Origin of the sequence: Sphingobium cyanobacteriorum, assembly GCF_030580935.1 — a bacterium.
Taxonomy (GTDB): Bacteria; Pseudomonadota; Alphaproteobacteria; order Sphingomonadales; family Sphingomonadaceae; genus Sphingobium; species Sphingobium cyanobacteriorum.
Genome location: NZ_JAUQOM010000001.1, coordinates 242,301 through 257,103 on the forward strand (window position 1 = coordinate 242,301; position 14,803 = coordinate 257,103).

The 14,803-nt window shown below is 63.4% G+C and carries 18 protein-coding genes and 1 tRNA gene; 4 read left to right on the forward strand and 15 right to left on the reverse strand.

Translation table 11 applies throughout. The features are described 5' to 3' along the window. Position 1: 1 nt before the first annotated feature. From Q4610_RS01150 to Q4610_RS01205, 12 genes are all read right to left on the reverse strand, one after another. Positions 2-529, reverse strand: coding sequence for a hypothetical protein (locus tag Q4610_RS01150; RefSeq protein WP_304534181.1), 528 nt, complete (start codon positions 527-529; stop codon positions 2-4). A gap of 140 nt (positions 530-669) precedes the next feature. Next, positions 670-1,542, reverse strand: coding sequence for a hypothetical protein (locus tag Q4610_RS01155; RefSeq protein ID WP_304534182.1), 873 nt, complete (start codon positions 1,540-1,542; stop codon positions 670-672). Continuing rightward, entirely contained in the window at positions 1,539-2,330 is a 792-nt protein-coding gene (locus tag Q4610_RS01160) for a LysR family transcriptional regulator (protein WP_304534183.1), read from the reverse strand. The genes Q4610_RS01155 and Q4610_RS01160 overlap by 4 nt, the downstream gene beginning before the upstream one ends. Beyond that, complete coding sequence (gene apaG / locus Q4610_RS01165) at positions 2,327-2,734, reverse strand: Co2+/Mg2+ efflux protein ApaG (protein ID WP_304534184.1); 408 nt, start codon at positions 2,732-2,734, stop codon at positions 2,327-2,329. Before apaG ends, Q4610_RS01160 begins: the two co-directional genes overlap by 4 nt. A 31-nt stretch (positions 2,735-2,765) precedes the next feature. Next, positions 2,766-3,974: a trans-sulfuration enzyme family protein gene (locus Q4610_RS01170; RefSeq protein ID WP_304534185.1), complete on the reverse strand. Its 1,209-nt coding sequence runs from the start codon at positions 3,972-3,974 to the stop codon at positions 2,766-2,768. A 246-nt stretch (positions 3,975-4,220) separates the two neighbouring features. Continuing rightward, positions 4,221-4,640, reverse strand: a complete 420-nt coding sequence (locus Q4610_RS01175; protein ID WP_304534186.1) for a hypothetical protein — start codon at positions 4,638-4,640, stop codon at positions 4,221-4,223. An 81-nt stretch (positions 4,641-4,721) separates the two neighbouring features. After that, positions 4,722-5,765 carry a 3-isopropylmalate dehydrogenase gene (leuB, locus tag Q4610_RS01180; RefSeq protein WP_304534187.1) on the reverse strand — a complete coding sequence of 348 codons (1,044 nt, stop codon included), beginning with the start codon at positions 5,763-5,765 and terminating at the stop codon, positions 4,722-4,724. Positions 5,766-5,814: 49 nt separating this feature from the next. Then, positions 5,815-6,549, reverse strand: coding sequence for a DNA repair protein RecO (gene recO, locus Q4610_RS01185; RefSeq protein ID WP_304534188.1), 735 nt, complete (start codon positions 6,547-6,549; stop codon positions 5,815-5,817). Between the two features lie 120 nt (positions 6,550-6,669). Further along, positions 6,670-7,407 carry a proteasome-type protease gene (locus Q4610_RS01190; protein ID WP_304534189.1) on the reverse strand — a complete coding sequence of 246 codons (738 nt, stop codon included), beginning with the start codon at positions 7,405-7,407 and terminating at the stop codon, positions 6,670-6,672. 24 nt (positions 7,408-7,431) lie between these two features. Then, on the reverse strand, positions 7,432-8,304 hold the full coding sequence (locus Q4610_RS01195; protein WP_304534190.1) for a transglutaminase family protein: 873 nt from the start codon (positions 8,302-8,304) through the stop codon (positions 7,432-7,434). Between the two features lie 22 nt (positions 8,305-8,326). Then, positions 8,327-9,259 carry an alpha-E domain-containing protein gene (locus Q4610_RS01200; protein ID WP_336622855.1) on the reverse strand — a complete coding sequence of 311 codons (933 nt, stop codon included), beginning with the start codon at positions 9,257-9,259 and terminating at the stop codon, positions 8,327-8,329. Between the two features lie 133 nt (positions 9,260-9,392). After that, positions 9,393-10,802, reverse strand: a complete 1,410-nt coding sequence (locus Q4610_RS01205) for a circularly permuted type 2 ATP-grasp protein (protein ID WP_304534192.1) — start codon at positions 10,800-10,802, stop codon at positions 9,393-9,395. A 275-nt stretch (positions 10,803-11,077) separates the two neighbouring features. Between Q4610_RS01205 and Q4610_RS01210 the strand changes: the two genes are divergently transcribed. After that, positions 11,078-11,154: transfer RNA gene (locus tag Q4610_RS01210), tRNA-Met, on the forward strand. 48 nt (positions 11,155-11,202) lie between these two features. Here Q4610_RS01210 and Q4610_RS01215 read toward each other — a convergent pair. The 3 genes from Q4610_RS01215 to Q4610_RS01225 form a co-directional block, all read right to left on the reverse strand. After that, a complete protein-coding gene (locus tag Q4610_RS01215) occupies positions 11,203-11,634 on the reverse strand; it encodes a tyrosine-type recombinase/integrase (RefSeq protein WP_304534193.1) in 432 nt (143 codons plus the stop codon). Between the two features lie 277 nt (positions 11,635-11,911). Beyond that, on the reverse strand, positions 11,912-12,295 hold the full coding sequence (locus Q4610_RS01220) for an ArsR/SmtB family transcription factor (protein ID WP_304534194.1): 384 nt from the start codon (positions 12,293-12,295) through the stop codon (positions 11,912-11,914). Beyond that, a complete protein-coding gene (locus Q4610_RS01225; RefSeq protein ID WP_304534195.1) occupies positions 12,292-12,915 on the reverse strand; it encodes a peroxiredoxin in 624 nt (207 codons plus the stop codon). The genes Q4610_RS01220 and Q4610_RS01225 overlap by 4 nt, the downstream gene beginning before the upstream one ends. Before the next feature lie 101 nt (positions 12,916-13,016). Between Q4610_RS01225 and Q4610_RS01230 the strand changes: the two genes are divergently transcribed. The 3 genes from Q4610_RS01230 to Q4610_RS01240 are packed head-to-tail and all read left to right on the forward strand — an operon-like array spanning position 13,017 to position 14,778. Beyond that, a complete protein-coding gene (locus tag Q4610_RS01230; protein ID WP_304534196.1) occupies positions 13,017-13,934 on the forward strand; it encodes an MBL fold metallo-hydrolase in 918 nt (305 codons plus the stop codon). Further along, positions 13,931-14,368 (forward strand): YeeE/YedE family protein, encoded by a 438-nt coding sequence (locus Q4610_RS01235; protein WP_304534197.1) that lies wholly within the window; start codon positions 13,931-13,933, stop codon positions 14,366-14,368. The genes Q4610_RS01230 and Q4610_RS01235 overlap by 4 nt, the downstream gene beginning before the upstream one ends. Beyond that, positions 14,368-14,778, forward strand: coding sequence for a DUF6691 family protein (locus Q4610_RS01240; protein ID WP_304534198.1), 411 nt, complete (start codon positions 14,368-14,370; stop codon positions 14,776-14,778). The genes Q4610_RS01235 and Q4610_RS01240 overlap by 1 nt, the downstream gene beginning before the upstream one ends. Positions 14,779-14,803: the final 25 nt, after the last annotated feature.

The following is a 14,803-nucleotide window of genomic DNA, read 5'->3' on the forward strand; positions in this document are numbered from 1 at the left end:
CTCAGCGCTTGGTCGCGCAGATTTTCACCCGTTCATCGGCCCAGCAGGCCCCGTCGCGCTTCAGCTTTTCCGACAGGGGCGCCTGCGCGTGGGTGACGCCCGGCTCCTCGTTCCAGCTCGCGCTCGCCGTGCCGTCGCCATTGGGTGTCAGATAGGCGAAAATGCCCTTTATCTCGCTTTCCCCGTCCGAATTGAGGATGAGGCTGCCCTGCCCGTCATGCAGCGACACCATCGGGCAGTCCTTCCTGATGTCCAGAACGACCTTGCCATCGACCCTGAGATAGCAGTCGCCATAGATGGCGCTTTCGGGGTCGCCGCTTTCCAGCGCCGCCCCGTCCACCGCATTGCCGGCCACAGCATTGTCCGCGCCGGTCGCGGCGGCGGCATTCGCGGGCGCATCGGCGGCATTGTCGATCGCGCCATTGGCCATGGCCTCATTCGCCGGCGTGGCACCATTGTCGCCGCCCTTGCCCGAACAGCCGCCCAGCAGCAGGCCAGCCGCCGCCACTGCAACAATCACTGCCTTCATCCATCCCCTCCCAATGCCCGCGCATCACAATCGTTAAGCCGTCAACGCCTCCACCAGCGCCTTGACCTTCTTCTGCCGCCATTGCGGCACAGACCCGGCGGATGGCCACGAACTTGGTGGTCCAACCGCATAGAAGCCATCTAATCGCCCAGGAATTGGCGCGCCTGTACAATATGTTCGGCTAGATCGGGCTTTTTACAATATTCCGTCTCAAACAGAGTCAACGCTGGTGGTGTCTCTTGATTCGCCTTTTCAGCAAATTCCTTTGCCAGACAGCGCGCCGCCGCCTCTCTGACTCCGATCATGTCAATCGGCGAGCGATTACTGTCTCTCCGTTCGATGACCGCAGCAAGGCGCGTGATAAAGTCGCCCCATCCTGCCCTGTTCTCTTTGGCCTCAGCGTCCTGCCCGCCTGCATCCGGCGCGATCTGTATGGCGGCACGCATGGCCTCCGCCTCTTCGAACCGACCAAGCTCGCGCAACGCGTTGGACGCTCGTGCGCGCAATGCAATTGAATCTAATATGGTCGCATCAACCGGCAGGGACTGTACGAGCGTAATGAACGCTTCGCCATAACGGCGGGCGAGTTCCCCGTCGGGTGCTTGGTTCTTGGCTTCCCAGGTAGCACGGAGCAAAAGCCAGGGGGCGTCCGCATCACCCAATTCCCGCGCCAGATAATAGGCCAGAAAATATCGCGTTTCCTTGGCCGCATAGAGAGCCTGATAGGCGTCACTCTCGACGATAGTTTTCAGGCGCTGCACCGTTTGGGCATCAAAATCGCGATAGATAACCAGGCCGTTTTTCGGGCATTGCGCAGGCTGTATAGGGAAATATCCCGATCCCAATGGCATCCCGTCTGGTAAACTGCCCCACTGACTAATGCTACCCAGCTCGGCATGAGTAAATTTCTCGCCGCCGACGGGGCAGATTATTTTGGCGTCGAAATAGGTGCTGGCGCGCGCAGGAGTCACCCCAAGGGCAAAACATGCCAAAATGACCAGTCGGGCCTTCATGCCGTCAACGCCTCCACCAGCGCCTTGACCTTCTTCTGCCGCCATTGCGGCAGCGGCGCGATCAGCCAGTAGGACAGTGGCGTCGGGCTGGTGTCGCCTACCTGCCGCACCCGGCCCGCCGCCAGGTCCGCCTGCGCCAGCAACAGCGGCACGCAGGCGCGGCCAAAGCCGCTGACTGCCGCCTCGATCGCCAGGCCGCCATCGGCAACGCGGATCATCGCGGGCTTGTCACCAACAGGGCAACCCGGCCAGTCGATACGCTGGTCGGGGCCGCCCGCCGCCGCCTCCACCGTGACATAGGCGGCCTCGCCGATCTTCACGCCCTCATGCTCGCCCGCGCCGTCGGTCAGGCGCAGCGCGATGTCCAGATTGGCTTCGGTAAAGTCCAACGCATCGTCCGCCGCGATCAACTGGAACGTCAGGTCGGTCTGGCCGGCCGCATAGGCGGCCAGACGCGACTGGAGCCATTTTGCGGTGATGTCGCGCGGCGCGGCGATGGTCAGCGCATGGCTGGACTGGCCCGCCTGCATCGCCCGCACCGCTTCCTCGAACTCCAGGAAGCCGGCGCGCAGCGCGTCCAGCCCGGCTTGCGTCTCCGGCGTCAATTCCAGCCCCTTGGGCGTGCGGCGGAACAGGACCACGCCCAGCATATCCTCCAGCGCGCGAATCTGCTGCCCCACGGCCGCCGGCGTCACCGCCAGTTCGTCGGCAGCGCGGGTGAAGGACAGGTGCCGCGCTGCGGCATCCAGCACGCGCAGGCCATTGAGCGGCAAATGGGTCCGCTTCATCCGGCCACCGCCGGCGCGATCAGGGCGAAATGGGGGATCGCGACCTCGAACGTCTCACCGCCCACGCCGATCATACGATAGCTGCCCTGCATCGACCCGGTCGGCGTATTGAGCGGGCAACCCGACACATAATCATAGCTTTTTCCCGGTTGCACCACCGGCTGTTCGCCCACCACGCCGTCGCCATCGACCCGGTGCTGCACACCCCGGCCATCGGTGATGATCCAGTGACGGGTCAGCAACTGCACCGGCTGATCCCCCTGATTTTCGATGCGGATATGATAGGCCCAGAACCAGCGGCCCCGATCCGGCTCCGACTGTTCGGGCAAAAAGGTGACAGCGACATGGACACCTATGTCGCGCGTGATGGCATGAAAGGGGAAGAGCGCGAATGTCGTGATCATGATGGAGAAATGCGCCCTGCCCCCTCTGCCGTCAACGCCCTATCGCGCGCAGCGCCTGGTCGAAATCGGCGATCACGTCGTCTGCGTCCTCCAGACCGACATTGAGGCGCAGCATATCCTCGGTAATGCCGACCTCCAGCCGCGCCGCTTCGGCCATGCCGAAATGGGTGGTGGAAGCGGGATGCGTCATCAACGACCGCGAATCACCGATATTGTTGCTGATATCGACCAGTTGCAGCGCATTGAGCAGGCCATGCGCTTCCTGCCGGCCGCCACCGACATAAAGCGAGAAGATCGGCCCGGCCATCTCCATCTGCCGCATGGCCAGCGCGTGCTGCGGATGGCTTTCCAGCCCCGGATAAAGCACCTTGGGCAGGCGCGCTTCCAGGAAGGCGGCGACCTTCAATGCATTTTCGCTCTGGCGGCGAATGCGCAGGTCCAGCGTCTCCAGACCTTTCAGCACCACCCAGGCATTGAACGCGCTCAGCGTCGGCCCGGTGTTGCGGTGGAAGGGCAGCAGCACAGTGTCGATCCAGTCGCGCGTGCCGCAGATCGCACCGGCCAGCACCCGGCCCTGCCCGTCCATCATCTTGGTCGCGCTATAAGCGACAACATCCGCGCCGAACTCCATCGGCCGCTGGAGCGCAGGCGAGGCGAAGGCGTTGTCGACCACGGTGGTGATGCCATGGGCTTTCGCGATGGCGCAGACGGCGGCGATGTCGACCACGTCCATCGTCGGATTGGCCGGCGTTTCGAAGAAGAAGACCTTGGTATTGGACTGCACCGCCGCTTCCCAGGCATCGGTGTCGCGCGCGTCGATCGTGGTCGTCGCAATACCGAATTTGGGCAGCAGCGTGTCGGTCAGCCAGCGGCATGACCCGAACGCCGCCTTGGCCGCAACGACATGGTCGCCCGCCGACAACTGGCACAGCAGGGCCGCGGTCATCGCCGCCATGCCGGTGGCGGTGGCGCGACAAGCCTCGGCCCCTTCCAGCAGGGCGATACGCTGTTCCAGCATCTCCACGGTCGGGTTCTGCAAACGCGAATAGGTCATGCCGACCTGATCGCCTGCGAAGCGCGCCGCAGCATCCTCGGCCCGGTCGTAGCAATAGCCGCTGGTCAGGAACAGCGCTTCGGACGTTTCGCCATATTCGCTGCGCGCCGTGCCGCCCCGGACCGCCAGCGTCGCCGGCTTCCAGTTCTTCGTGATCGCCCGATCCTGTCCGCTTTTCCGCTTCATATCGCTTTCCGCATGTCCTGATTCATTTGGCACGGGTCGCCACCCGCTATCGCGGCGATCCGGCCCCTGTCGCCCATACCGCGCGAGGGAATAACCGCAACCGTCTTGCCGGGCATCGGCGCCTTTTCTTGCAATGCCTTTCTGTTCGACCGCCTGGCAATGATGATGCCTATCGGACGCGCAGGCGTCGCAACAGGACCGATGGCGTGCCATTGGCCCTGTTGCGATGCAGGACGACCACTCCGGTCAGGCGGCCCGGCGTGGCGTCTCCATCATCAGCGGATGGAGGTGCCGTTCTTCCCAGTCCATGCGGTCGCACAGGGATTGCTGCAAGGCCAGCACGGCATCACGATAGCCCTGCCAATCCTGTTCGATCCGCGCGGGTGTCCAGACCTTGATATGGTCGCTGTAGCGCAGGAACAGCGCGACCATGGCCCGGCCATGGTCCCGCGCAACCGGGGCGGCGCGGGCGGCCACGGGACCGTCACGCAACGCGACGACCCCGGCATCCTCACGGCCCAGATGATCGCGGAACAATTGGGAAAAGGCGATCCGCCTGCGGGCGATGTCCGGCAGCGCTTCGGGCCCATGCGCATGCATGACATAGGCAAATTCCCGCATCATGCCCCGCAAGGCATCATGGTCCTGCTTCAACTTCGTTGGCATTGCGCATCCCCTTTGCCGATTAAATCGGATGGGGGACGCAAAAGTTAAATCCCCGCGCGATATAAACGCCCCATGCGGCGATCAGAGCACGGCCAGAACCGCGTCGCCCATCTCCACCGTATTCATCGTACCGCCCAGGTCCGGCGAACGCGCGCCGTCACGCAGCGCCTTTGCCACCGCCGTCTCGATCCGGTCGGCCTGTTCGGGCAGGCCGAGCGAATAGCGCAGCATCATCGCGGCGGACAGGATGGTCGCCAGCGGATTGGCCTTGCCGGTGCCGGCGATGTCGGGGGCGGAGCCGTGGATCGGTTCGTACAGCCCCTGGCCGCTGCCGTTCAGCGTCGCCGACGCCAGCATGCCGATGGAGCCGACGCACATGCTCGCCTGATCGGACAGGATATCGCCGAACAGGTTGCCGGTGACGATCACGTCGAACTGGCCGGGATTGCGCACCAACTGCATCGCGGCATTGTCGACATACATATGGGTCAGAGCGACATCGGGATAATCCGCCGAAACCGCGATCACCACATCGCGCCACAACTGGCTGGTTTCCAGCACATTGGCCTTGTCCACCGAACAGAGCTTGCCGCGACGGGCGCGCGCGGCCTGGAAACCGGCATGGGCGATGCGGCGCACTTCGGCTTCGTTGTAGGACATGACATCATAGCCTTCACGCAGGCCATCGGCGGTGGTGCGGAATCCCTTTTCACCGAAATAAACATCGCCATTGGTTTCGCGCACGATCAGCAGGTCGATGGCGCTGGCGACTTCGGGACGCAGCGCGGATTCATCGGCCAGTTCGGGAAAGACCTTGGCCGGGCGCAGGTTGGAGAAGAGGCCCAGTTCCTTGCGCAGGCCCAGGATCGCCTGTTCGGGACGCAGATGCCGCTCCAGCGAGTCGCAGTCGGGATCGCCGACCGCACCGAACAGGATGGCGTCAGCCCGCCGGGCGATCTCCAGCGTCTCCGGCGGCAACGGATGGCCGACCGCCTTATAGGCCGCGCCGCCGACCAGTCCGTCCGCATAGGTCAAGCCATCGATCGCCAGCGCATCGAGCACGCGCTTTGCCTGCGCCACGATTTCGGGACCGATGCCATCTCCGGGAAACAGGGCGATCAACATGGCGAGACTCCTTATATTGCGTGGCTGCCCCTTATGGAGACAGGCGGTTTCACGCAACCGCCCTTTTCAACCGCTCGACCAGCCTTTCGCGCGCCGCAAGCACATGGACGCGGCGATCGATCAGGACGGACCGCTCCAGGAAGAAGCCGGTGAGACGCAGCCCGTCCAGTATCTGGGTCCAGTCGCCGGTCCCGCCTTCGACCAGAAAAGGCGGCAAGGGCAGCAGCCGGCTTTCATAGCCGACCGCCGCCGCCCGGTTGACCGCCGCTGCGCTGCGCGGGCTGACATAGGCAAGGTCGGTCGCGTCCCCGGTCGCGGCACAGCGGGTGAGGTCGAGGCCAAAACCCAGTTCGGCGAGCAGCAGCAGTTCGTAGCGCACCAGCGCCACGGCCCAACCCCGCGCCGCCGGGGCCGCCTCCACCGCATCGAGCAGGCCGGACAGCGCCTGATGCAGTGCGGGACAGGGCGTGGCTTCGGGCAGCGCCGCAGCGGTCAGCGCGCAGCTCCAGTCGATCGCGGCGGCAGGGAGCGGTTCGGCATGGAGCGGCGCGCGGCTGTGGGCCAGTTCGACTGTCAGGCCGGCCAGATGATCTTCGGTGCGGGCGCGAAATTCCGCCTTCACCACATTGCCCGGCAACAGCACCGGCCGCATCGCCCGCGATCGCCCGCCGCGCACATAGCCCGGCGTCAGGCCATGGTCCGGGGTCAACAGCCGCGCGATCGCGCCATGTTCGCCATGATGGCGCACGGCACAGATGATCGCGGTGGTGGACAGGTGGGCCATGATTCGTTTCTTCAGGGGCTGGCGAGGCAGTTCACATCATCGCTGCCCATGCCAATGGGCCGATTGTTGCAGCCATCCCGTCCGCGACGCGCCGGCCAGGTTGCGCCAACGCACGGCCCTTCAGTCCAGGACGTTGGGCAGATCCTCGAAACCCTTGCGCAGCGCCGCACTCCAGCTTTGGGAGATCATCGCGAATTCTTCATTGTCCGCCTCTATCCGGGTGCGGACGCGAAAGTCATAGGCGTCGGTCGGGATCACGGTCAGGTCAAGCGGCATGCCGACCGACAGGTTGGAGCGCAGGGTCGAATCCATCGACACCAGCACCGCCTTGGTCGCGTCCTCCAGCGTGGTTTCGCGCTTGATGATACGATCCAGGATCGGCTTGCCATATTTATGCTCGCCAATCTGGAAGAAAGGCGTGTCCTCGGTCGCCTCGATAAAATTGCCGGCCGAATAGATGAGATAGAGGCGCGGCTTGCCGCCCCGGCGCTGGCCCGCGATCATGATCGAGGCGCTGGAACCGGAGCCGCCCATCTCGATGCTTTCGCGATAGCGCAACTGCATCGCCCGCATCGCCTCTCCCACGATCTGGGCGACGCGGTGCATCGTTTCGCAATTGAGAATGGTTTCGACGCCGGGGTCGAGCCTGGCTTCCTTGATCGCCTTGCTGAGCGTCGCCTTCACCCCCTGGGTGATGGACAGGTTGCCCGAACACATGAGCGTGATCGCCCGTTCACCGGGCACATGATAGGTGAAACTCTTACGGAATCGGGCGATATTATCCATGCCCGCATTGGTGCGGGTGTCGGACAGCATGACCAGCCCCTGGTCCACCCGCACCGCCACACAATAGGTCATTGGCCCCCCGGCCTCCTGAATAGTCTATCCCTGCGGGTCGGACGGCGAAGTACTTTGCTGCTGTTGCTTCTGCAACTGCCGTTGTTCGACTCCCTCCTCCGCCTGCGCGATCCGAACATCGGCGTCAATCCATATATCGCCCGCCACCGTGACCGATCCACGGATCGGCGCGGCGTCATCGGCGTCCAGCCCGCTGGCAAGGCGCAGATAGCGTTCGGTGACGCAGACCCGGTTGGACGGGTCGAAGCCGATCCAGCCGAGCGAAGGCAGCCAGGCTTCGGCCCAGCCATGGGTTTCGTGCAGCGCATTCCCGTCGCCCGCGAGCAGATAGCCGGAGACGTAGCGCGCCGGGATGCCGATCGATCGGGCGGCGGCGATGAAGATTTGCGCATGGTCCTGACACACGCCCGCGCCCAGCGCGAACGCCTCCGCCGCGGTGGTTTCCGATGTGGTGACGCCGGCGCGATAATGGACCGCATCGCTGACCGCCGCCGACAGGGCGTGGAGCGTGGCGAGCGGGCCGTCCTGCGCGGGCAGGTCGCGCGCCATGGCGGCAATCCCGTCCGACGCGCAGGTGAGGCGCGTATCGCGCAGGAAATAGCGCGGATCGACCCGGCTGTTGAGATGACCGACGACGCCATGACATTCGCGCGTTTCGACCAGCCCTTCGGCCACGATGGTGGCATTGTCGAGCCGGTCGTGGCGAATCCAGATCGCCTCCCTTTCGCCATAGCTGTTGGGGCGGAACGCGGTCAGTGGCACCTCGTTGATGCTCACCTGCCATTCCAGCACCGTTTGCGCGGGCGTATCGACCGGCATCAGCTTCAGCCGCATCGCCACCCGCCCGGCCGAAGCGGCGTAACGATAGATGGTCTGGTGACGGACGAGCAGTTTCATCGGCGGCTTCCCCCCTGCCCCCTCAGCCGAAATGATAGGTCTGAGCGATTGCAGCGCCCAGCCGGTTGGTCATGGTCAGGCCGTTCTGCACGGTTTCATGCAGGCCGCGCCGAAAGATTTCGCCGCTGTCCTGCTGTTCCATCGCGGCAACCATGTCCCTGACCGTATCATGGCAGGGGCCGCGCGCATTGTGCCAGCCCGCGAGGCGATTGAGGCGATAGGCGAGCTGATCGTAACAATAAGCGACGCTGCGCGGGAACAGCCGGTTGAGCATCAGGAAATCGGTGATCTGCCAGGGCGTATAGGTGCCGCCATAGACATGATGATAGGCGCGCGCGCCCGACAGGGCATAGAGCACCGAAGTCCATTGATAATGGTCGCGATTGCCGCCGATCACTTCGGTTTCGGGCAGCAGGACATAATATTTGACGTCGAGCAGGCGCAGCGTCATCTGCGCCCGTTCCAGCGCGGAGCCGGCGCGCAGGAAATCATGCCCTTCGTTGCGCAACTGGCCCGAATGGGCGGCCCCGCGAAAGGTCATCACGCGAGTCTTGACCCAGTCGATCAGCGTGGGCAGTTGCTGCCGCGCCTCACCCACATCATAGCTGTCGAGCTTGCGCCAGCCTTCGTTCAGCGCTTCCCACATGTCCTGCGTCAGCATGGTGCGCGCCGACTTGGCGTTGGCGCGGGCCTTCAGCAGGCAGGAGCGGATCGAACTGGGATTGTCGGCGTCCAGCATCAGGAAGGCGACGGCATCGCTTTCGGTGACGATCGTGCCTTCGGGAAATTGATGGCCCGATCCCGTCGCGCGGACGACGGAGCGCCATTCGTCGCGATGATGCGCGCCCGGCAGGATCGCCATCCGCTGCCCCATGGTCAGCAGCCGCGCGGTGGCTTCGGCCCGCTCCATGTAGCGGGCCATCCAGTAGAGATTTTCAGCGGTCCGGCTCAGCATGAGATTGCCTCGATATCCGTCATCCCCGCGGAAGCGGGAAGCCATCTCCCACCCCTTCCGCTTGATGCAATGGCAGGAGATGGATTCCCGCCTGCGCGGGAATGACGATGAAAGGGGTGAGCGGGCGTGCGCATCAGTCCTGCAACACCCAGGTATCCTTGACCCCGCCGCCCTGGCTGGAATTGACCACCAGCGATCCTTCGGTCAGGGCCACGCGGGTCAGGCCGCCGGGCACCAGGCGGATCTGCTTGCCGACCAGGCAATAGGGGCGGAAATCGGCATGGCGGCCGACCACCGCCGCCGGGCCAAGCGTCGGCACGGTGGACAGGTCGAGCGTGGGCTGGGCGATGAACTCGCCGGGGTTGGCCTTGATGCGTTCGGCGTAGGCGGCCACTTCGTCGCGGGTCGACTTGGGACCGATCAACATGCCGTAACCGCCCGATCCATGCACTTCCTTGGCCACCAGTTGGTGAAGATTTTCGAGCACATAGGCCAGTTCGTCGGGCTTGCCGCATTGCCAGGTCTGGATATTGTCGAGGATCGGCTTTTCACCCAGATAGAAGCGGATCATCTCCGGCACATAGATATAGACCGCCTTGTCGTCGGCGATGCCCGATCCCGGCGCCGACGCCAGCGTCACCCCGCCGTTGCGATAGACGTTGAAGATGCCGGGCACCCCCAGCAGGCTGTCGGGGCGGAAGACCAGCGGGTCGATATATTCATCGTCGATGCGGCGATAGATGACGTCGACCGCCTTTGGTCCCAGCGTGGTTTTCATCCACACCCGGTCATTGTCGACGAACAGGTCGGCCGGCTCCACCAGTTCCACGCCCATCAGGTCGGCCAGGAAGCTGTGCTCATAATAAGCGCTGTTGAGCGAACCGGGGGTCAGGACGACGACGACCGGATCGCCCTTGCACGCGGGCGGCGCGACTTCCTTGAGGCTTTTGAGCAGTTCGGCGGGATAGTCATCGACCGGCGCGACCACGCCCTGCGCGAACAGTTCGGGGAACATGCGCGTCATGATCTCGCGATTTTCGAGCATGTAGGACACGCCGGACGGGGTGCGGCAATTATCCTCCAGAACCTCGAAACTGCCCGGCCCGGTGCGGACGATATCGATGCCGACAATGTGGCTATAGACTTTCCCCGGTGGAGAAAAATCAGCCATTTCAGCGAGATAGGCGCTATTCTTGTAGATGATGTCGGCGGGCATGATGCCGGCCTTCACGATTTCGCCGCGATGATAGACGTCGTGCAGGAAGGCGTTCAATGCGCGCGCGCGCTGGCGGATGCCCCTGTCGAGAATGCGCCATTCGTTCGCGGTGAAGATGCGCGGCAGCAAGTCGAAGGGGATCAACCGTTCAGGATCGCCGCCCTCGCCATAGACGGCGAAGGTGATGCCGATGCGACGGAAAATCGCTTCGGCCTCATCCATGCGGCGGTTAAGCCCGGCAATGCCTGTTCGCTCCACCCATTTCTGCACTTCATCGTAACAGGGGCGTATCGAACCATCGGGCTCAAACATCTCATGGAAGGGCAAGTGGACGATCCTCCCTCGGCCACATGGCCGGTTGTGCATTGCAATATTAGTGCGCCGCGCCGCAGTGATTGCAAGATAAAAATTGCACGAAGGAAAAAGGCGGCGTGTGACGCGCCATGATGGCGGACAATGCGCGCCCGATCGTACGGGCGTGTGCGCCGCATCCGGGCCGGGAAGCCGGAACCAAATTTTTGCCTTCGTCCCGGTTGACCGCCCCCCTGCCCATGCGTATAGCGCCGCCTCACCGCAGGGCACCGCCCGGCGAGGCCCATTGGGGCGGAGTAGCTCAGCTGGTTAGAGCAGCGGAATCATAATCCGCGTGTCGGGGGTTCAAGTCCCTCCTCCGCTACCATTGCCTAAGCGTTTGATAATACTGCGCTTTTTCTGATTTTGAGTGATTCTAAAATTGGACGCTCATAGAGCAGTTGGGAGTCACTGTTCTCCTTTCGAGCTTGGCGATAGCGCTTTCGGCCAAGCCAATATCCTTGCTCAAATAATGTGAATCCAGGATCGCCGTCACATCCTTCAGGCTGTGTCCAGTGACGCCAGCAATCTCCGGAACAGTACATCCCATAAGCGCCAGGCGCGTCACGGCCGTTCCGCGTAGATCGTGGAACGTGACGCCCGATACGCCCGACTTTGCGCAGGCCTTTCGCCATGAGGCGCGGAAGCCAGACTCGGTCCAACTTGTGTCGTTCTCTGTCGCCAATATGGTGAGGGCACGCGGCTTGCCCTTCGGCACAGCGGCCAGGTGCGCCTTCTTCGCCTCTAGGGCGGCCTTCAGCGGCTTGCCAACGGGAATCATAACGCGCTGTCCGGTCCAAAGCGCCAAGGTAAGCGCCAGGTGCAAATGGACCGGAGCCTTGGCGTAGAAGGCCTTTTCGTCAACGTCCGTTCATATGTTGTCGGAACGCTCGGCACGATAGACTCGGCCAGCGCGCTCGCACGGATTGAGCCTGTTGAGCAGCGCATTGCTACTTCAACCCGATGGCGAATTTGAGCTCGGCTGGTTCGATTTAAGTTTCGCGCGTTCTGTCTTTGGCCATTGTGGCCATGGTCCGGCTCAGTCCGTTTTATGATCTCAGCGTTGAAAGGCTGAAATTCTGCAGTCAAAGGACGCGGGCAAAACCTGCCACGCCGCCGGCTAGCGGCGACTGTAAAGTCGGCCTTGCTGCTGGTGGCAATTCAGGGTTGCCCTCGCTGCCAAAGATCGCCTCTATATTGCGCACGCACAGTGCCACATTTTCGTCGGCCAGCCTGTACCGGACCTGTTTGGCTTCCTTGCGCGTCTGGACGAGATCCGCGCGGCGCAATTCGGCCAATTGCTGGCTCAGTGCGGGCTGGCCGATGCCAGTGACATCGGCGATTTCGCCCACATTGCGTTCGCCTCGCAACAGGCAGGACAGGATCATCAGGCGCTGGGACTGGGCGAAGATCTTGATCTTTTCGGCTGCCGCCGCCGCCGCGTCGCGATCCTCGTAAAGAGCGCTCATGGCCGGGCCTCCAGCCGACAGAACCAGTCGGGTGCTGCGTCGGCGTTTTCGGCGGCAGGCAACAATGTGGGTTGACCCGGCACCCATCCTTCTGGCGTCAGGCTGCTCCCGCCATCGACGTGCTGCAACGCGTGCAACAGGCGTAGCATCTCGTCCACTGATCGACCGACATTGTGGGGATATGCTGTGGTTGCGCGGATCACGCCCTGCGGATCGATGAAGAAGGTCGAGCGCATCGTCATGCTGTCCGCCGCATCCACGTCGATCATGCCATAGGCACGGCCCACGGCCATGCTGGGATCTTCGATAATCGGGAAGCCGATCTGGACGTCGAACAGATCGCGCAGCGCCCTAACCCAGGCGATATGGGAATAGAGGCTGTCCACGGACAGGCCGACCAACCGGCAGTCGAGCGCGTCAAAATCCGCCTGCCGCCGCGCAAGGGCTGCAAATTCAGTGCTGCACACCGGCGTGAAGTCGGCCGGATGGGAAAAGAAGATCACCCACTGGCCCCGCAGCGCCGACAGATGAAAATCACCCATGGTCGAACGCGCGCGAAAATCAGGCGCGAGCGAGCCAATACGAAGCAGATTCGGGCGGGCGGTCGTGACGTCGTTCATGGCGCTTTCCTGCAATCGTCAGAGGAAGGTGGCAAGCCCTTGACGATTGCATTTTATATAAATACATAGTTCATGTAAATATGAAATCAAAAGAGAGTCGCATGCCCGACCCTGCACTTGCCAATGCCTGTGCCCAGGTCAGTGTCGCCCAAAGCGGCGTGCCGGTGGTCAAGGCGTTCTTCGACGCGCCGACCTTCACCGTGACCTATGTGGTCCATGACGGCGAAACCCGCCGCGCCGCCGTGATCGACAGCGTGCTGACCTATGATCCCGCGGCCGGACGAACCGGGCATCAGGCGGCCGATCCGGTCATCGCCTATGTGGAAGAGCAGGGGCTGACCGTCGACTGGCATCTGGAAACCCACGCCCATGCCGATCATCTCTCCGCTGCGCCCTACCTCCAGCAGAAGCTGGGCGGAAAGATCGCGATTGGCGCGCATATCTGCGAAGTGCAGCAGACATTCGGTTCGCTGTTCAATGCAGGTGCTGATTTTCAGCGCGACGGGTCGGACTTCGATCATCTCTGGGCCGATGGCGACCAGTTCATGATCGGTAATCTGGCCGTCACGGTACTGCATGTGCCGGGCCACACCCCGGCCTGTGTTGCTTATGTCATCGGTGACGCAGCGTTCGTGGGGGACACCATGTTCATGCCCGATTATGGCACCGCCCGCGCCGACTTTCCCGGCGGCGACGCGCGCACCCTGTTCCGGTCCCTGCGTCGCCTGCTGGAATTGCCACCCGAAACCCGGCTGTTCCTGTGCCATGATTATCTGCCCGAAGGACGCGATCATTATGTCTGGGAAACCACCGTTGCCGAGCAGCGTCGCGCGAACATCCATGCTCATGACGGGGTGAGCGAGGATGATTTCGTCGCCATGCGCGAGGCGCGCGACGCCACGCTGGCCATGCCGCGCCTGATCCTGCCATCGGTGCAGGTGAATATGCGCGCGGGCCATATGCCGCCGCCCGACGACAATGGCGTCACCTACCTCAAAATCCCGGTGAACCAGCTATGATCCCCGGCTTTCCAGACGCGCAGCCGATTGCGGGGCTAATTGGCGGGCTGATGATTGGTCTGGCCGCTGCGATCATGTTGCTAGGACTGGGGCGGATCGCCGGGGTCAGCGGGCTGACGGCGCGCGCTACCGGGCTGGCGGACAGTGGTCCGCCGCGCAGCGTGGCGGCGGCTTTCATCATCGGCTTGCCGCTTGGTGCTCTCTTGGTCGCCTGGCTGTGGGGCGGAGTGCCTGCGAGCTTCCCTGCGCCGGGCCTGCTGATTGTCGCGGGGCTGGTCGTCGGCTTCGGCACGCGGCTGGGGTCGGGTTGCACCAGCGGCCATGGCGTGTGCGGCCTGTCGCGCCTGTCACGCCGCTCGATCGTCGCGACGGCCCTGTTCATGGGTAGCGGTTTTGCGACCGTGGCGCTGATGCGTCTGGCAGGCGCAATCTGATGCGGATCATATTGGCGCTGTTGTCGGGCGTGCTGTTCGGCGCGGGACTGGCGATTTCCGGCATGGCGGATCCGATGCGGGTGCGCGCATTCCTCGATCTGTTCGGGGCATGGGACCCCACGCTCGCCTTCGTCATAGGCGGAGCGATGATACCGATGTCGCTGGCCTGGATGGTTCAGAGGCGGATCGAGCGCCCATTCGTCGACAAGGCTTTTACCCTCCCTAACACGCACGGGGTCGACGGCAAGCTGGCGCTGGGCGCAATCCTGTTCGGTATCGGCTGGGGCATTGGCGGGCTGTGCCCTGGTCCCGCCATTGCCAGCCTGTCGCTCGCCCCGGCGGCTGTAGCCCCGTTCGTGCTCGCCATGCTGGGCGGCATGGCGCTTCATCGCTTTACCATAAGATCATAACCGGCCTCGCGCCGGACCCAGGAGG